Origin of the sequence: Vibrio owensii (genome assembly GCF_002021755.1) — a bacterium.
GTDB lineage: Bacteria > Pseudomonadota > Gammaproteobacteria > Enterobacterales > Vibrionaceae > Vibrio > Vibrio owensii.
In genome coordinates, this window is the sequence record NZ_CP019959.1 from 1,653,522 (window position 1) to 1,672,493 (window position 18,972).

The following is an 18,972-nucleotide window of genomic DNA, read 5'->3' on the forward strand; positions in this document are numbered from 1 at the left end:
ATGAATTTAGAACGTTACAACCGCATCCATCAGGTGCTAAAAGCACGCCAAACCGACCTCACTCTGTGCCTTGAAGAAGTCCATAAGCCGAACAACGTTTCTGCAGTGATCCGCACTGCAGACGCAACAGGCTTACACAAAGTTCATGCGATTTGGCCCGACAAAATGCGCACACTGACTCACACCTCAGCAGGTGCTCGTAACTGGGTTGAAGTGGATACTCACGATTCGATTGAAACTGCGATTACCGAGCTCAAAGCGCAAGGCATGCAAGTTCTGGTCACTAACCTTTCGGACACCGCGGTCGATTTTCGTGAAATCGACTACACCAAGCCAACGGCGATCATTCTTGGTAGCGAAAAAATTGGCGCTTCAGAGCAAGCGAAGAAACTCGCAGACCAAGACATCATTATTCCAATGATCGGTATGGTGCAGTCTTTGAATGTCTCAGTCGCCAGTGCCGTAATTCTTTATGAAGCGCAGCGTCAGCGTGAAGCCGTTGGCATGTACGAACGTGAAGAGAGTGCACTGCCAAAAGAGACCATCAACCGCATTCTGTTTGAGCGTGGTCATCCAGTCTTAGCAAAGGTAGCGAAACGCAAAGGGCTAGAATATCCACAACTTGATGACGAAGGCCAAATTGTGGCTGACGAATCATGGTGGAAAGAGATGCAGAAGAAATAAATAGACTCGAGAGGCGAGAACGCTTTGCTTCAAGATAACATCATATCGTCAATCGATATGGCTCTTTCTCGCCTCACTGGTTAAGTTTGTTTCCGCGTTCTCGAATCTCAGAGCGTAAGCGTTCCCATATCCCTTTCTCTAACTTAATCCTGTACAAAAACACAGCTTAGTGGTTAACATACTGCTATGTTAACTATTTTCTTGAGCCCACTATGTCTGCCCAAATGTTATCTGCTGTTCCTTTAACCTCTCTGTCTGGAGTTGGCGCCAAAGTCGCAGAAAAACTCGCCAAAGTTGGCTTACATAGCGTTCAAGATCTACTGTTTCATCTTCCTCTTCGTTACGAAGATCGCACTCGCATTTACCCAATCGCCAAACTGCATGCCGGACTTTGGGCGGCAGTACAGGGCAAAGTCATGGCTGTCGATACTACTTTCGGCAAACGCAAAATGCTGACGGTAAAAATCAGCGACGGCAATGGCACCATTACCCTACGTTTTTTTAACTTTACTGCCGCGATGAAGAACAATTTCTCGAATGGTAAGTTAGTACACGCTTACGGCGAAATTAAGCGTGGCGGTATGGGCTTAGAGATTGTGCACCCTGACTACAAGTTTTATGTAAGTGAGCAAAAGCCGGATGTGGAACAGAGCTTAACCCCCGTTTATCCAACCACCGATGGGTTACGCCAAATCACTTTGCGTAACCTGACGGAACAAGCCTTAACACTCCTCGATAAAGCTGCTGTACAAGAGTTGCTGCCTTCTGGTTTGTACAATCACCAGATCACTATGTCGCAAGCGCTGCATACGATTCATCGACCGCCTCCAACCATTAATTTGGATGAATTTGATGAAGGTAAACACCCAGCTCAAATTCGTTTGATCATGGAAGAGTTACTGGCGCAGAACCTCTCTATGTTGGCAGTGCGCAGCAAAGGGCAACAAGACGTTGCATTACCTTTGGCGTCGTGTGATTCGCTGAAAAAGCAGTTACTGGCTCAATTACCTTTCTCGCCGACTAATGCTCAGGCACGAGTCGTTAAAGAAATTGAAGCCGATTTGGAAAAAAACCACCCTATGATGCGCCTTGTTCAAGGTGACGTAGGCTCGGGGAAAACTTTAGTTGCCGCGCTTGCTGCCGTCAGAGCCATTGAACACGGCTATCAAGTCGCTTTAATGGCACCGACCGAGCTGCTCGCCGAACAGCACGCGATTAACTTCGCTAATTGGTTCGAGAAAATGGGCATTCAGGTCGGTTGGCTTGCGGGTAAATTGAAAGGTAAAGCCAAAGAAGCCGAACTAGCCCGAATTGCCAGTGGTGAAGCGCAAATGGTCGTGGGCACTCACGCTCTTTTCCAAGAGCATGTTGAGTTTCATCATCTTGCTTTGGTCATTATTGATGAACAGCACCGCTTTGGTGTCCACCAGCGCTTAGAGCTGCGCGAGAAAGGCGCGAAACAAGGCGCTTATCCACATCAGCTCATCATGACAGCAACGCCAATTCCGCGAACATTAGCCATGACAGCTTATGCTGACTTAGAAACGTCAGTGATTGATGAATTACCGCCAGGTCGAACACCAATCCAGACGGTCGCAATTCCAGACACCAAACGCGATGATATCGTCGAACGAGTGCGCAATGCCTGCTTAAACGAAGGCAAACAAGCGTATTGGGTATGTACCTTGATTGATGAGTCCGAAGTCTTGGAGGCTCAAGCTGCCGCTGATACCGCAGAAGAGCTGCAACGTAAACTGCCTGACGTAAAAATTGGTCTAGTGCACGGACGAATGAAGCCCGCAGAGAAACAAGCGGTGATGCAGGATTTCAAAGACAACAAGCTGCATTTGCTGGTCGCAACTACGGTGATTGAAGTGGGCGTGGACGTGCCCAATTCCAGTTTGATGATCATCGAGAACCCAGAGCGCTTAGGTTTAGCGCAGTTGCACCAGTTGAGAGGTCGTGTTGGTCGAGGTTCAGTGGCGAGCCATTGTGTGTTGCTGTATCACTCACCACTATCAAAAACCGCCCAAAAACGTTTAGGCGTATTACGTGAAAGCAACGACGGCTTCGTGATTGCACAGAAAGACTTAGAGATTCGTGGACCGGGTGAGCTTCTTGGTACCAAACAAACTGGCTTGGCAGATTTTAAAATTGCCGACTTAGTGCGAGATCAGCGCTTAATTCCGGAAGTTCAACGCATCGCGCGTTACATTCATGACAACTACCCAACGAATGCGACAGCAATTATTGACCGTTGGTTAGGTGAGCGTGACATTTACTCCAAGGCGTAAGCTCTTCTTTTCTCACCTACCCTCGCTCCATCAATAAACCTCCTTACAGACACTGTTCTGTAAGGTTGGTTTCGCATACATTCATTGCACCAATGAATATCTCATTTAATAAAAGCCAACTCGACTTTATTCAATAATTACGACAAGTTAGAGCAAGTAAACTCGACATAAAGTTAATACTCCAAGCGGATATAAAAAACGTCATAAATACACAATGTCATCAAGGATAGATGCATGAAAAAACGTACCTTGCTTGCGGTAACAGCAGCATTAGTTGGCTCTGTAAACTCCGCCCCCATAGCAGCGCAAGATAAACAGAGCGCGATTCTTCCGTCGGCTGAGCTTTTTGCCAAAAGTTCGGCTTACTTTAATCCAAAAATATCACCTGACGGCAAGCACTTAGCCTTTGAATCCAGTATCGATGGTAAAGATGCTTTGGTTATACTCGACAGTAAAACCATGCAGCCGAGCAGTGTGCTGCGCTTCTCAGGTAACGAGCAAGTGGGTGATTATTATTGGGTCAATAATGAACGTGTTGTCGCATCCAAAGAATATTTAAAGAGTTGGTCTACCGCTCCTCGCTACTATGGCGAACTCGTCTCGGCTAATGTGGATGGAAACAAATACGCTTATATTTTTGGTTATAACCCTCCTCAAACTAGCCGCCTAGTACGAGCATCTTCTATCGTGAGAGCTTACGGTGATGTCTTAGATATTCTGCCTGAAGACGACCGCCATATCTTAGTTTCTGCTCTTCCTTTCGGTGAATACAGTTTCAACTTGGAAGCGCCAAGAGAGGTGTACCGCGTTAACGTATACACCGGTAGACGCTCAAAGATAACGACAGCACCCATCCCGTTTAGTCGGTTTCTCACCGACCATGATGGTGAAGTTCGCTTTGTTTCAGGCTTGAATAGCAATAACAAAGTCGAGCTTTATTATCGCGTCAACGATCAATGGAAAAGCTCCGATAAATTGGCGGCTTTAAAAAACTTCGAAGAGTTCTATCCTATCTCCTTTGCAGAGAATCAAGATTCCGTTTATGCCGCGATAAGTCAGTCAGGTGAGCCAAGAGCAATCCATCACCTCAACTTAAAAACCGGTAAAAGTACAAAAGTTGCTTCGGATGATACCGTCGATCCGAAGGAATATTGGTTAGATCCAGACTCAAAACAGCTTTACGCCGTCGAGTTTGAAAGTGATTACCCTACTTATGCCTTTGTTGATCCAAAAAACAAACGAAGCGAATACCTAAAGCAAATCCTCACTTCTCTACCTGGTCATCAAGTTCGCCTAGTCAGTGAAACTGAAGCTGGTGATGCTTACGTCATTATGGCCTTTAACGATAGAAACCCTGGGGATTACTACTTATTTACCACCGAGCCAAAAGAAATTCGTTATCTGTTCTCGGCACGAGAGTGGTTAGACCCAGAGAAAATGGCTGAAGTGAAGCCTTTTGAGTTCACCAGTCGAGACGGGAAAACCATCTCAGGTTATCTGACATTGCCACCAAATACTGAAGCAAAAAACCTCCCTCTGATCGTCAATCCGCATGGCGGTCCTCATGGTCCACGAGATTGGTGGCGTTTTACCGAGGAGAATCAGTTTCTCGCGAACAATGGTTATGCTGTTATGCAAGTAAACTTCCGTGGCAGTGGTGGTTTCGGTAAGCAGTTTGAAGAGGCTGGCTATCGTAAATGGGGAACGAACATTCAATATGACATCATCGACGCCACCAAACACATTGTCGCAGAAGGCATCGCAGATAAAGAACGCATCTGTATTTCTGGCGGAAGCTTTGGTGGATACAGTGCATTGCAATCAGCCACCCTTGCACCTGAGTTGTTTCAGTGCGCCGTGGGCAGTGCCGGTGTTTATGACCTTGAGTTGATGTTCACCGAAGGTGATGTGCCCGATAGCCGCATGGGATTAAGCTTTTTGAAAGAAGTACTGGGAACCGACCCTAAAGTCTGGAAAGCCATGTCTCCAACTCATAATGCAGACAAGTTAAAAGCTTCTATTCTTCTCGTACATGGGGGAAAAGATCAACGTGCGCCGATTGAACATTATGAGGCAATGGCTAAAGCACTCGACAAGCTCAACTATCCATACGAATCTTTTGTGTTAGACGATGAAGGACATGGCTTTTACAAAGATGAACACCGAGCTAAATATTACGCTCATGTGTTGGGCTTCTTCGATAAGCACTTAAAAAACTAACCTCCCAAAGTAAAACCTCAAAGGCGATAACCATTCCGTTATCGCCTTTTCTTTCCAGCCCAAAGCAAACGTTTGCTTTTTGAATAAATCCCTCTATAATCGCGCTCAAAATTTATGGTGTGCACCTTGTCACATCAAACCAACCTGAGTTGACACTGATTAACAGCAATCACAGGTCATAACGTCAACTCCACCCAGCACTCCCATTCAGCGAGCTATGGGGCAAGAATTATTGCGACTAGCGAGACAAACATGACAACTTCAAACCGAACTTCGGAACTGGTCTATCAGTTAAACGATCGTCCACCACTACCTCAGACCATTTTTGCTGCACTTCAGCACTTATTGGCGATGTTCGTAGCCGTTATTACCCCTTCTCTGATCATTTGTCAGTCTTTGGGTGTGCCTGCTGACCAAACCAACACCATCATCAGCATGTCACTGTTTGCATCTGGCGTGTCTTCCTTTATTCAAATTCGTACCTTTGGCCCTATCGGCTCTGGTTTGCTTTCAGTGCAAGGCACCAGCTTTAACTTCTTAGGTCCAATCATTGGTGCGGGTCTTTCTCTTAAGGCAGGCGGCGCTGATCTTAGCACCATGATGGCAGCGATTTTCGGTACTATCTTGGTGGCGTCTTTTGCTGAAATCCTGCTATCTCGCGTCCTAGAACACGCACGCCGCATCATCACGCCATTAGTATCTGGCATTGTCGTGACGCTTATCGGTCTGACACTTATCCAAGTAGGTTTGGTGTCAATGGGCGGTGGCTACGCGGCAATGAGCGATGGCTCTTTCGGTAGCCTAGACAAGTTAGCTCTAGCTGGCACAGTACTTGGCTTGATCGTAATTCTTAACCGTTCAAAGAACCCTTACCTACGCGTAGCTTCTATCGTGATTGCAATGCTAGTTGGCTATGTCATGGCGTACTTCATGGGCATGGTCGATACCTCAACACTGGGCGAAACTGACCTCATCGCACTGCCGATCCCAATGCAATACGGCTTAAGCTTCGACTGGTCGCTGTTTATTCCACTGGTTCTGATTTTCTTCATTACGGCACTAGAAGCAATTGGTGACATCACCGCAACGTCTGAGGTTTCCGGTGAGCCAGTGAAAGGTCCGGTTTACATGAAGCGCATCAAAGGCGGCGTATTAGCTGACGGTCTGAACTCAGCGATTGCAGCAGTATTCAACAGCTTCCCGAACTCTACCTTTAGCCAAAACAACGGCATCATCATGCTCACTGGTGTAGCAAGCCGTTACGTGGGTTACTTCATTTCAGGCATGTTGGTGATTCTGGGTCTTTTCCCAGGTGTGGCAAGCTTTGTTCAGCTGATTCCTGAGCCAGTTCTGGGCGGCGCGACTATCGTGATGTTCGGTACCATTGCCGCAGCGGGCGTACGCATCATCTCTCGTGTCGACCTCGATCGCCGCGCAATCCTAATTATGGCGCTGTCGTTCTCAATGGGTTTGGGCATTGCACAAAAACCTGAAATTCTGCAATTTATGCCTGAGTTCATTAAGAGTATTTTCTCAACAGGCGTGGCGGCAGGCGGCATCACCGCTATCGTATTGAACCTATTGCTTCCAGAGAAATTGGAAGAGGAAGATGAGCTGGTTGCTCAAGAGGTAAAAGAATCCTAACCTTGCACTAGGATGATCGGAAAGCCCAACCACACTTTGGTTGGGCTTTTTTATTGGAATCGATTGAGCGAAGAACGCTTACTTGGTTGGGAAACTGATTTGTGCGCTTAACCCGCCTTCACTGCGGTTACGTACCACAACCGAACCAGAATGTTGGCTAACGATACGCTTCACAATGGCTAAACCCAATCCGGTCCCTTCACTGCCTCGCGCCGTGTCACCACGAGTAAAAGGTTCAAACAGCTTGGCGATTTGCGACTGCTCGATGCCCGGGCCGTTGTCTTCAACGCACACCCACACCAACTGTTTGTCGGCAGTGACGCCCGTACTGATTTTCACCCAGCCATTACCATAACGCAGAGCATTGACCACAAGGTTACTCACCGCACGTTTGATTGCGATTGGGCTGCCTTTTGCGGTTGGCATCGTTGGGTTGAGGTCCGTTTCAATTTCGACTTCATAACCCCCTTCCGACGTTGCTACATCGCTGGTGATAGTATTGATGTCCACCTGCTCAAACGACTCTTTATTTACTGGCTTGAGGTAGTCCATGAACTGGCTGATGATCTCGTTACATTCTTCGGTATCACTGATGATGCCTTCGGCTAGGTAACTGTCTTCAGGTGACATCATTTCTGTCGCGAGGCGAATACGCGTCAGTGGCGTGCGTAAGTCGTGGCTAATGCCTGCCATCAGTAGCGCACGGTCTTCTTCAAGTTCTTGAATGCCTTTCGACATCTGGTTGAAGGCACGAGTTACTGAGCGGATTTCTGAAGCACCTTTCTCTGGCAATGGCGGTGGAATTTCACCTCGACCTACTCCTTTCGCGGCTTTTTCTAGCGCAATCAAAGGTCTGTTTTGCAAACGGATAAACAACCAGCCACCAGCAATAATAAGAAGCGCCATGATCAAGCTGTTACGGAACAGCGGAGCAAAATCTTCTTCTTGCAGTTCAGAGAGCGGAATACGGATGATGGAGTTCGGCAACTGATCGATACGCATCCACAAAATGTAGCTTTCACTGCCAAGCAGCAAACGTACTTCTGTTGGTGAGCCGAGCTCTTGAGTCATCTCTTCCGACATCAAATCAATCGACATCGCATGATTGAACTCATTCATCATCTCGCTATCAACGCTGTGTACCGTCACACCCAAGTTTTCTAGCAGTTGATGGCGCAGCGGCGCGTCAGCCTTGAGTAGACCATCTTCATCGAGTACCAGATTCAATTCATGGGCGAGAATTTTGTTGAACTGCTGCAAACTTGGCATCAACGCGTAGTTAAAAACGGCGTAGTAAGAAAAGACTTGGCTAGCGAGAAGCAAAGAGATGAACAGCAGAATGGATTGTGTAAATGAACTTCGGATTCGCATGGAGGATCCCTAATGGACTGTTCCTAGTGAACAACATTAATTGCGAGTTTCCAGCCCTCAAACAGGAAGGAGGCTTGAGGGTGGAATATGAGCAGCCGAGTATTATCGGCAGGCCTTAGAAGGTATTACGCTTCTTTGCCGTCTGGGACGAACACGTAACCCAAGCCCCATACCGTTTGGATGTAGCGTGGCTTGCTTGGATCGTCTTCTAGCATGCGGCGTAGACGTGAGATTTGAACGTCGATAGAACGCTCCATCGCTGAGTATTCACGACCACGAGCCATGTTCATCAGCTTATCACGCGACATCGGCTCACGAGCGTTGGTCACTAGCGCTTTCAGCACTGCGAATTCACCCGACGTCAGTGGCATCGCTTCGTCACCACGGAACATTTCACGCGTACCTAGGTTCAGACGGAAGTCACCGAACTCAACCACTTTCTCTTCCGTGCTTGGTGCACCTGGCAGTTCAACCGTTTGGCGGCGAAGTACTGCTTTAATACGAGCCAGCAGTTCACGCGGGTTAAACGGTTTTGGTAGGTAATCGTCTGCACCCACTTCAAGGCCAACAATACGATCGACTTCATCGCCTTTCGCTGTCAGCATCAGAATAGGTAACATGTTGTTAGCATGACGTAGACGACGACAAATCGATAAGCCATCTTCGCCCGGCAACATTAAATCCAACACCATAAGGTGGAAGTTTTCACGGGTCAGAAGACGGTCCATCTGCTCGCCGTTAGCGACACTTCTCACTTGAAAACCTTGCTCAGAAAGGTAACGCTCCAACAGAGCACGCAAACGAGCATCGTCATCAACCACTAATATTTTATGATTTTCCTGCATTGAAACATCCTTTCAGAGGCATCTATAGTCAAAAATGTATCACTGTTTTTTCAAACGTGCTTGTTCAAATTGTTACTCTTTTTATCTTAGCCACGGTTTTGATGAATTATTTCGATGTTTCGCATTATTTTTCTCCTCATCACAACAATTTACAGTCAGACAAAATCAAGGCTAATATGATCAACAGAATCCAATAACGGCTGATTTACTTCTAATGAAAACCAATTTAATTACCCGTGAAGGCTACAATCGCCTAAAAACAGAACTCGATTTTTTATGGCGAGAAGAACGCCCAGAAGTCACCAAAAAAGTTACTTGGGCAGCAAGTTTGGGCGACCGAAGCGAAAACGCAGATTATCAGTACAACAAAAAACGCCTACGTGAAATTGACCGCCGTGTCAGATACTTACGTAAGCGCCTAGAGCAAGTCAAAGTGGTGGATTACTCACCTCAGCAAGAAGGCAAAGTGTTCTTTGGTGCTTGGGTGGAAATTGAGAATGAAGCGGGCGATGTGAAGAATTTCCGTATCGTTGGTCCCGATGAAATCTATGGTGATGCAAAAGGCTATATCTCGATTGATTCCCCAATGGCTCGCGCGCTACTAAAAAAAGAAGTAGATGACGAGTTCGCAGTAAGAACGCCGGAAGGCTACAAAGAATGGTTTATCAATAGTATTCGCTACCAAGCCGAAGAAAACTGATTGAATGACCCGATAAAAAGAAAGCCGCACTCTTTAGTGCGGCTTTTACGTTTTGGAATATCAACCTTGAAGGTTACTCTTCGTAGTCAGGCTTCTCGGTCACAATGTAGTTGGTATCGCTGGCAACGATCGCACCGTGCTTCAAGAAGTTCTTACCCAGAATCATGCTGTAATGGAAGCGGCTACGGTCTTGCAAGTTAACGCGAATCTTCTTCTCTAATTCGCCAAGCTTAACGTGCATCTCCACTACAGGGCGTACGTTGGCTTTCTCACCTTTCTTGGCTTTAATGCGCATCACGTCGACAACGGGCTTGGTAAACTCTTTCTTCATACCGCTGTCGTTCTCGTAAGTGAAGCTCACCATGTCTTTGCCATCTTTCTTGAACTGTTTGATGTTCTTGGCATTAATTGAGCTCACATCCGCGCCCGTATCCAATTTCACAGGGAAAGACATGCCTTCCACTTCTGCCACTTCAATGTGACCAGCTTTAAACAGTGGACGCGCATCGAGTAAGTGGTCTGCGCGTGTATTCAGCAGTACACCACCTTTCGCCATGTTGTGGCCGAAGACAAAGAACGGCTGCTCTTGGTCGTCTTTCTCTAAAACATCAATCGCGAAGTCGATGGTCTTCTCTTCATCACCAAACAGGAATTCCCCCTCAACAACTGGGCGAACCGAATCTCCTACTTTGAGCTTCTTCAGTACGCGTTTAGTGATTTTCTCTTCCTTGCCTTTCGAGCTTGGCAGGTAGAAGGTCACGACTTCTTTTTTGTCTTTCTCGGTCAGTTCAAAACCATCCACGCGCAATAACGGCGTTTTAACCGCAAAAGTGGGATAAGCAGATAGCACGTGACCATCGATATTCACTGTCTCTTCAGGAGAGATAACCAATGGTTTTGATTTAAGCGCGCTCTTGAATGATTTCTCGACCCCGCCTAGCAAGTTCTCTTTGTCGGTATCAATCACGAAGTGCTGGCTTGCCACGTCTTTGCCCAAACGGATTTGCGAACTAAAGCCGCTGCGATCACGCAGATAGACCAGCCATTGTTGCGTCTCGGTTTCACTCACTTGCACTGGTAGATACACCAAAGGACGCTCACTCTTACTGGTTTTCAGCATACGGACAAGAGGCAGTGTCATTGGGTGACGCTTACCGTTTTCGCCTTCAAGGGTGAAAGAGACTTGTTTTTTCTTCTTATCGACCTTGATGTTCAGCGCATGGACGTTGGTGTAGCGACTGGTAGTAGAAATACTGATGCGATATGGCACGCCTTCAACATTCACCGTTTCTTTCTTACCGATCATTTGTGCATTTGGCTGCTCTTGCAGGTAGTCGTAACCAGCAAACACCCATGCATTGTTATCGAGGTAAGTTTTACCAATCAAAATCGGCGCTGAGAATTGAGTACGCTTGGTTAGGTTCACTACCGTATCGACGGTGTGTCCTGCAATGGTCATCGGCATTTTTACCGTCGGGCGCAAAATTGGTTTTTCACTGGTACGGCTACGGATCGCACTGATGCGTTCAAGATCATCGGTGATCTTAATTTCTTTGCCCGTGTACGGATGATGAATCGTAAAGCTCACAGTCACTTGGTAGGGTTTGAAGCTGTCTGAATCCCACTTGGCTTTCGTCCCCCCAAGGTCATCGATGATCGCCCACATCAATTTATCGTCTTTCAGACTTTTGTATTCAGGGTTGCTACTGCTGACGTGGATGTTTTCAGCGTGCATTGACGTGGTATCGGCGCCAGTATCAATCTTACCGATAAATGGCACATCGCTTAGCTCAGGAATGTCGCTGTAGTAAACACTTTCTACACGACCTAAAACCAGTTTGTCATCAAGTTGATAGATAGGATCTTGAGTGGTCGCAGAAAGGGGTTGCGACCAAGCGAACGGCGTCGCTAATAAGGCACTAGAGAGCGCCAAAGCCAAAGACATTTTCTTCATCATTGTTTTCCGTATGAGCTAAGGTACAGGGGTTAGTCGATAACCAAATGTATAAGTTCTCAATTTAATTACAGTTTTGACACAAATCTGACTGATGTCCACCAGCGCTCGGTAAATTTTTGAGTTACTAGTTTAAAACATTGCAAATTCCATGAATGACCCCAATGTTCTATACACAACCAATACCCAAACAGAATTAAAGAGAATACACGGATGAGCCAAGCTATCTGTCGCATGATTGCTCAAGAGCTGAATGTTCGCCCTGAGCAAGTCAACGCTGCTGTAACCCTTATTGATGACGGTAACACGGTCCCATTTATTGCACGTTACCGTAAAGAGGTGACGGGCGGCCTTGATGATACCCAACTGCGTACTCTAGACAGCCGTCTGTCTTACCTTCGTGAACTGGACGATCGCCGTCAAACCATCCTGAAATCGATCCAAGAGCAAGGCAAACTTACGCCAGAGCTAGAACAAGAGATCACTCAGGCAGACAGCAAGACTCGTCTTGAAGACTTGTACCTACCTTACAAACCAAAGCGTCGCACCAAAGGTCAGATCGCGATTGAAGCCGGTCTTGAGCCGCTCGCAGACCAGCTTTGGAATCATCCGCAAACTGAGCCAGAAAGCGAAGCAAGTAAATACCTTGATGCAGACAAAGGCGTGGCAGACACCAAAGCCGCACTGGATGGCGCTCGCGCGATCATCATGGAACGCATTGCGGAAGACGCAAACCTGCTAGAGAAAATCCGTGGTCACCTAAACCGTAATGCGGAAATGGGTGCTCGCGTCGTTGAAGGCAAAGAGCAAGAAGGTGAGAAGTTTAAAGATTACTTCAACCACAACGAGCCATTAAGCAAAGTACCATCGCACCGCGCACTTGCGATGCTACGTGGTCGTAACGAAGGCTTCCTGACATTGGCAATGAATGCCGATCCAGAACAGGAAGAAAGCGCTCGTCAGTCTTACTGCGAAACCATCATTGCTGACCACTATGGCGTGACTCTCAGCAGCGCACCTGCGGATACATGGCGTAAGCAAGTGATCAGCTGGGCATGGCGCATCAAAGTATCGATGCACATGGAAACCGAGCTAATGAGCGCAATGAAAGAGCGCGCAGAGATCGAAGCGATTGAAGTATTTGCCACCAACTTAAAAGACTTGTTGATGGCAGCACCGGCTGGTCCTCGTGCAACACTTGGTCTCGATCCGGGTCTGCGCACAGGCTCGAAGATCGCCATTGTCGATCCGACTGGTAAAGTGCTTGCAACCGAAACCATCTACCCTCACCCACCACAAAAGCAATACGACAAATCAGCACAAATCGTTGATCAGTTAGTGCGCAAGTACAACGTCGATTTGATTGCTATCGGTAACGGCACGGCTTCACGTGAAACCGACAGCTTTGTCGCAGACGTCATCAAACGTGGCAACCTGAAAGTTCAGAAAATCATCGTGAGTGAAGCGGGTGCATCGGTTTACTCAGCATCCGAGCTTGCAGCGAAAGAATTCCCGAATATGGATGTGTCTCTGCGTGGTGCGGTGTCGATTGCTCGTCGTCTACAAGACCCACTGGCTGAGCTAGTGAAAATCGATCCTAAATCGATTGGTGTGGGTCAGTACCAGCACGATGTTAGCCAATCAATGCTAGCAAAACGCCTAGATGCGATTGTGGAAGACTGTGTAAACGCGGTCGGTGTTGATGTAAACACCGCCTCTGCAGCACTACTGACGCGCGTAGCGGGCTTGTCGAGCACCATCGCGCAGAACATTGTCGACTTCCGTGATGAAAACGGTCGTTTCGAAGCACGTACAACCTTGAAGAAAGTACCTCGTTTAGGTCCTAAGGCGTTCGAGCAGTGTGCAGGCTTCCTACGTATTATGGATGGTAAGAACCCACTTGATGCGTCTGCCGTTCACCCAGAAGCGTACCCAGTGGTAAAAGCGATTTCTGAGAAGAACAACAAAGACATCAAAGCACTGATTGGTGATTCAAGCTTCCTAAAAGGTCTGCATGCGGTCGATTACACCGACGATAACTTCGGTGTGCCAACCATTACAGACATCATCAAAGAGCTAGATAAGCCGGGTCGTGACCCGCGTCCAGAATTCAAAACGGCGACGTTTGCAGAAGGCGTAAACTCGGTATCTGATTTGGAACCAGGCATGATTCTAGAAGGCGTGGTGTCTAACGTAGCCAACTTCGGTGCCTTCGTTGATATCGGCGTTCACCAAGACGGTCTCGTACATATCTCTGCACTGACAGACCGCTTTGTGTCGGATCCACGTGAAGTGGTGAAAGCGGGCGACATCGTTAAAGTGAAAGTGATGGAAGTGGACGTGCAGCGTAAGCGTATTGGCCTATCGATGCGTATGAACGACGAACCGGGTCAAGACAACCGTAGCCAACGCTCATCAGCAGCGCCGCGTCGTAATGACCAACCGCAACGTCGTCAGCCTCGCCGTGATGACTCGTCATCTAACAGCGCAATGGGCGGTGCTTTTGCAGCAGCGTTTGCTAAAGCGAAAAAGTAATCTCGCCTAGGCTTCACCACTAACAACGAGGCTTCACCGCTAACGAGCTTTCATAGCTAAAAAGAAAACGCTCCAATCAGTCAATCTGCTAGGAGCGTTTTTATTTGAGTAGGATATTGAGTCGTCATAATACTGCTATCACTTCTGACGGTGTATGGGGCGCGACCGAGTGACCATAATGAAACTTAATCACCTTCCTGCGCTTTTCCATCAATCCCTCTTTGACCGCAGCATCCAAAATGCGCTTAGGTAATCGAAAGCGTATCGCGTAGCCCTTACCCTGATCTTCGCTGTAACTCTTGAGCGCAAGCAAACCGAAAAGACGTTCTAGCGTGTCTTCCGGTTCTTCGTGATAACGGGTATCCACCTCGGGTTCCACTTCGTAGTCTGGATGCTCCGATGGATCCCACGAGGATTGGCGTCGCCGCTTCTCATCACTTTTTACTTTGCGCTCCGCATTGGTTTTCGCCAGTGCGACTGTTGGCGTCACAGGTTCTCGGACTTTATTGTCACGAGCAGCTTGTTCCGTCTGCACATTAACGGATGGGGCGATCAGTGGCACGCTTACGTTAGCCGGTGACACAATCATTGCGAACCCTCCTCAGAGTCGCCCAACTCGTCAATACAGCAAACTCCTCCCACAAGAAGAGTTCGCTAAAACTTATATCGACCAATTTTTAAGCAGCTTTAGGGTTTTATTCGCTTAGATTTGTAGGCTCGCTAATTAAGCAGCAAATTCTCGCACTTGGAGACAAAACGCTTCATGTTCGGTCATGAACGGCGCATGAGAAGATTGGTTGAAAACAAACTGCTGAGTAGTTGGCAACTGCTCACTCAAGTCACTTGCCACTTTGATTGGCACTAAACCATCAAGTCGACCATAAAGGCGCAGCATCGGCATCGAAAGAGAGGCCAAAGCATCGCGCAGATCCACATCAGCAAGAATATTCAAACCAACCAACAATGAAGCAGGATTCGGCTGCGGACGTGATAGTACCGCTTGTTTGAGTTGTTTAACGTCTTTGCGTGCAGACGGACTGCCCATCGCTTGCAGCGCCATAAAACGCTCAATAGTGACAGAGAAGTCTTCCAGCAATTGATCGGTGAATGCGGTTAACACGTTAGGTTGAATGCCACGCCAAGGACGTTCAGCAGCAAATTTTGGTGAACTGGCTACCGTGATTAACTTGCTCACACGCTGCGGAGCGTTAAGTGCAATGTGGGTTGCCACCAAGCCACCTAATGACCAGCCAAGCCAAACTGCTTTCTCTGGCGCGTCTTGCAGAACAAGCTCAGCAATTTTGGCTAAGTCTTCGGCGTGAGATTCCGCGCTATGCCCGTACCCCGGAAGGTCGACCACATGAACTCGGAAATAAGGTTGAAGAGACTCGACCGTCTGCTGCCATACCGCACCATTCATGCCCCATCCATGAAGCAACACCAAATCTGGTCCTTGACCAAATGACTGCCAGTGTAAATTCGTGCTCATGCTCTCGTTCTCTCCCACTTATCTTATTCCTTACCACGCAATCCAAGCTTTACTCTGATGACTCGCTCACCTTGGATGGATTGTATGTTATCTCATCAATGGCAAAACATCATGCACCGCGTACTTGGCAGCCAATGTGGTTTATGCCGATTTCCGATCTCCGTTGAACAGAAACCAAACCCAATGCGGTGGTGCGACCGTTGTTTTGAACACCTCACGCCCATCAAACGCTGCACTCGTTGTGGTTTAAAAATGACAGAAGAGGAATCACATACCTCAACAGAGTGCGGTGAGTGCCTGAAAGAGCCACCACCTTGGCAACGTTTGTATACGTTGGGAGATTATGACTTCCCTCTGTCTAACCAAGTGCAACGCTTTAAAGATCATGGTGAGGCATGGCATGTCGGCGCACTCACTCAATTACTGGCCGAACGAATTGAACACCCAGCTCCAGTGATTACTTGTGTACCAATACATTGGCAACGCTATTTAAAACGAGGATTTAACCAAAGCCATTTCCTAGCCAAACATCTCGCCCACCATTTAAATGTGCGATATGAAGATAAGGTATTTAAACGCGCAAAAAGCGTCGAATCGCAACGAGGAAATAAAAAAGCCAGTCGTGAACAGAATTTAAAAGGGGCATTTACCCTACAAGGTGAGGTGAACTTTTCCCACGTAGCGATTGTGGATGATGTGGTTACAACAGGTAGTACGGTCCGACAATTATGTCATTTACTACTTGAAGTTGGCGTAGAAAGCATCGATATTTACTGCATCTGCAGAACTCCTGCCCCAGGCTCACTCTAGATCGCTTCGCCATGTCTTAGCATCAAAAAGACTAGACCGAGCCGTCAACAGGAGTAGAATAGCAGCAATAGCCTACAAATTTACTCAGGTATTCGTCGTGTCAAATATTACTATTACAGAAACTGCGCAAACGCATTTCGCCAACCTTTTAGGCCAACAGCCTGAAGGCACTAACATTCGAGTTTTCGTTGTTAACCCAGGAACACAAAACGCAGAGTGTGGCGTGTCTTACTGCCCACCAGAAGCGGTTGAAGGCACTGACACTGAAATCCCTTACAGCGGTTTCTCTGCATTCATTGATGAGCTAAGCCTTCCTTTCCTTGAAGACGCTGAAATCGATTTTGTTACTGACAAAATGGGTTCTCAACTAACGCTAAAAGCGCCAAACGCAAAAATGCGTAAAGTCGCGGATGACGCTCCACTTGTAGAACGTGTTGAGTACGTAATCCAAACTCAAGTGAACCCACAACTTGCAGGTCACGGTGGCCACGTAAACCTAGTTGAAATCACAGACGACGGCATCGCTATCGTTGCATTCGGTGGTGGTTGTAACGGTTGTTCAATGGTTGATGTGACTCTAAAAGAAGGCATCGAGAAAGAGCTTTTGAACCAATTCGTTGGTGAGCTAACAGCTGTTCGTGATGCTACCGAGCACGACCGTGGCGATCACTCTTACTACTAAGTCGCTGATGACTTACTAGCAATGCATATCGACGAGAAATGGGAGGCACTTGCCTCCCATTTTTGTTTTCAATTGCGTTATGCTGAATCATCACGCTAGAAACTCGAGCTTTCTTCTCATATATTAAGAAATCTCATTTCTTCGATGAGTTAACGATACTAAGGAGCCAGCGTTATGTCGAAAAGGACCCCACCAGAGATCCTCTCTTGTCAGACGGTCGCACAATCTAAACTGTTTACTGTGGAAGCCCTCGACCTTCGCTTCTCTAATGGCGAACTACGTACTTATGAACGCATGAAACCGAGTGGGCGTGATGCCGTGATGGTTGTTCCTGTGACTGAACAAGGCGACTTACTCTTGGTTCGTGAATACGCTGCAGGTACAGAACGCTACGAACTCGGCTTTCCAAAAGGCTTGATCGACCCAGGTGAAACACCACAACAAGCGGCTGACCGAGAGTTAAAAGAAGAGATCGGTTTTGGTTCTAATGACCTGACACCACTCAAACAAGTGATTCTTGCTCCTTCTTATTTCTCGAGCAAAATGACACTGTTTTTGGGGCAGAACCTTTATCCAGAAAAACAAGAAGGCGATGAGCCTGAGCCACTAGACATTGTTCGTTGGCCACTCGCTCAAGCAGAAGAGCTTTTAACACACTTAGATTTTTGTGAAGCAAGAAGCATCACAGCGTTGATGTTGGCACTAAGACACTTACAAAACACCACTCACAACCAATAACAGCCGAAGAGCTGATTCATAATAGTGAGGAAGGACCATTACCTATGCCAATGACAAAAGATTTATCTCACCTGCTCCCGCAAGTCATCGAAATTGCGCGCAGTGCAGGTCAATTGATTCTCGATATCTACGAGAAAAAGCAGTACGAAGCCTACACCAAAAGTGACGAGACCCCAGTCACCAGCGCTGATATCGCGGCGCATAAACTGATTACTGAACGCTTGAGCGAACTCACCCCAGATATCCCTGTCCTCTCTGAAGAAGCGGCGGATATCAGCTTAGAGCAGCGTGGGCAATGGGAGCGTTACTGGCTTGTCGACCCGCTAGATGGCACCCAAGAATTCATCGCACGCAGTGGTGACTTCGCGACTATTATTGCGCTAATCGACAACAACAAACCAACTATGGGTGTAGTTTATGGCCCGGTTTCTGGCGTGACTTACTACGCATACAGCGGCAAAGGCGCTTGGAAGATTCCAGACATGTCAGAGAGCGTGAAAATCCACACTCACAAACATGAGCAGCCTGGACAAAACATCGCTATCGCAATCAGCCGTCGCCAAGACATCAACCGCATCACGAGCCGCATGAGTAGCGCTTGGAACTATGACTTGATTCCTCTTGGTTCTGCCGCACTCAAAGCCTGTCTTGTCGCTGAAGGTGCTGTGGACTGTTACTTACGTCTAGGTCCAACTGGCGAGTGGGATACCGCGGCTACACAATGCATTGTTGAAGAAGCGGGCGGACGCATTCTCAGCACGCAACTTGAGCCGCTTTCTTACAATGAGCGCGAGACGTTGGAGAATCCAAACTTCATCGTACTGGGCGATGCGGATTTGCCTTGGGATGAGATTCTACAGCGCAAAGACTGACCCTAATCCAATCTGCATAGCTAGATTTTAAAGAGGCCACGAATCGACTTCGTGGCCTTTCTTTTTTCTTCTTGTACAGCGTTAGGAGTATTTGGCCTACCATAATCTAAATACTCCCATAGCTGTACGAATTT

The 18,972-nt window shown here is 47.5% G+C and carries 15 protein-coding genes; 10 read left to right on the plus strand and 5 right to left on the minus strand.

The window, feature by feature from the left end:
- From trmH to A9237_RS07450, 4 genes are all read left to right on the plus strand, one after another.
- Window positions 1–684: a tRNA (guanosine(18)-2'-O)-methyltransferase TrmH gene (trmH, locus tag A9237_RS07435; RefSeq protein ID WP_078607966.1), complete on the plus strand. Its 684-nt coding sequence runs from the start codon at window positions 1–3 to the stop codon at window positions 682–684.
- Window positions 685–896: 212 nt separating this feature from the next.
- Window positions 897–2,978, plus strand: a complete 2,082-nt coding sequence (recG, locus tag A9237_RS07440) for an ATP-dependent DNA helicase RecG (RefSeq protein WP_078607967.1) — start codon at window positions 897–899, stop codon at window positions 2,976–2,978.
- A gap of 234 nt (window positions 2,979–3,212) precedes the next feature.
- Entirely contained in the window at window positions 3,213–5,198 is a 1,986-nt protein-coding gene (locus A9237_RS07445) for a S9 family peptidase (RefSeq protein WP_078607968.1), read from the plus strand.
- Window positions 5,199–5,450: 252 nt separating this feature from the next.
- Complete coding sequence (locus A9237_RS07450; RefSeq protein ID WP_039985618.1) at window positions 5,451–6,842, plus strand: uracil-xanthine permease family protein; 1,392 nt, start codon at window positions 5,451–5,453, stop codon at window positions 6,840–6,842.
- A 78-nt stretch (window positions 6,843–6,920) separates the two neighbouring features.
- Here the strand turns inward: A9237_RS07450 and envZ are convergent, their stop codons facing one another.
- Window positions 6,921–8,213, minus strand: coding sequence for a two-component system sensor histidine kinase EnvZ (gene envZ, locus A9237_RS07455; protein WP_005430094.1), 1,293 nt, complete (start codon window positions 8,211–8,213; stop codon window positions 6,921–6,923).
- 125 nt (window positions 8,214–8,338) lie between these two features.
- On the minus strand, window positions 8,339–9,058 hold the full coding sequence (gene ompR, locus A9237_RS07460) for an osmolarity response regulator transcription factor OmpR (RefSeq protein ID WP_005430151.1): 720 nt from the start codon (window positions 9,056–9,058) through the stop codon (window positions 8,339–8,341).
- A gap of 214 nt (window positions 9,059–9,272) precedes the next feature.
- Between ompR and greB the strand changes: the two genes are divergently transcribed.
- Window positions 9,273–9,758: a transcription elongation factor GreB gene (gene greB / locus A9237_RS07465; protein WP_009707958.1), complete on the plus strand. Its 486-nt coding sequence runs from the start codon at window positions 9,273–9,275 to the stop codon at window positions 9,756–9,758.
- A gap of 73 nt (window positions 9,759–9,831) precedes the next feature.
- Here the strand turns inward: greB and A9237_RS07470 are convergent, their stop codons facing one another.
- Window positions 9,832–11,715, minus strand: coding sequence for an ATP-dependent zinc protease family protein (locus tag A9237_RS07470; protein ID WP_027726633.1), 1,884 nt, complete (start codon window positions 11,713–11,715; stop codon window positions 9,832–9,834).
- Between the two features lie 210 nt (window positions 11,716–11,925).
- Here A9237_RS07470 and A9237_RS07475 point away from each other — a divergent pair, with 210 nt between their 5' ends.
- On the plus strand, window positions 11,926–14,247 hold the full coding sequence (locus A9237_RS07475; RefSeq protein ID WP_078607969.1) for a Tex family protein: 2,322 nt from the start codon (window positions 11,926–11,928) through the stop codon (window positions 14,245–14,247).
- Window positions 14,248–14,371: 124 nt separating this feature from the next.
- Here the strand turns inward: A9237_RS07475 and A9237_RS07480 are convergent, their stop codons facing one another.
- Both A9237_RS07480 and bioH read right to left on the minus strand, forming a co-directional pair.
- Complete coding sequence (locus A9237_RS07480; RefSeq protein WP_005430182.1) at window positions 14,372–14,836, minus strand: hypothetical protein; 465 nt, start codon at window positions 14,834–14,836, stop codon at window positions 14,372–14,374.
- Window positions 14,837–14,971: 135 nt separating this feature from the next.
- Window positions 14,972–15,736: a pimeloyl-ACP methyl ester esterase BioH gene (gene bioH / locus A9237_RS07485; RefSeq protein WP_078608709.1), complete on the minus strand. Its 765-nt coding sequence runs from the start codon at window positions 15,734–15,736 to the stop codon at window positions 14,972–14,974.
- A gap of 84 nt (window positions 15,737–15,820) precedes the next feature.
- Between bioH and A9237_RS07490 the strand changes: the two genes are divergently transcribed.
- The 4 genes from A9237_RS07490 (at window position 15,821) to cysQ (ending at window position 18,838) form a co-directional block, all read left to right on the plus strand.
- On the plus strand, window positions 15,821–16,546 hold the full coding sequence (locus A9237_RS07490; protein ID WP_078607970.1) for a phosphoribosyltransferase family protein: 726 nt from the start codon (window positions 15,821–15,823) through the stop codon (window positions 16,544–16,546).
- 97 nt (window positions 16,547–16,643) lie between these two features.
- On the plus strand, window positions 16,644–17,228 hold the full coding sequence (gene nfuA / locus A9237_RS07495; protein WP_005434470.1) for a Fe-S biogenesis protein NfuA: 585 nt from the start codon (window positions 16,644–16,646) through the stop codon (window positions 17,226–17,228).
- A gap of 174 nt (window positions 17,229–17,402) precedes the next feature.
- A complete protein-coding gene (gene nudE / locus A9237_RS07500; RefSeq protein WP_005434477.1) occupies window positions 17,403–17,966 on the plus strand; it encodes an ADP compounds hydrolase NudE in 564 nt (187 codons plus the stop codon).
- 44 nt (window positions 17,967–18,010) lie between these two features.
- Window positions 18,011–18,838 (plus strand): 3'(2'),5'-bisphosphate nucleotidase CysQ, encoded by an 828-nt coding sequence (cysQ, locus tag A9237_RS07505; RefSeq protein ID WP_005434478.1) that lies wholly within the window; start codon window positions 18,011–18,013, stop codon window positions 18,836–18,838.
- Window positions 18,839–18,972: the final 134 nt, after the last annotated feature.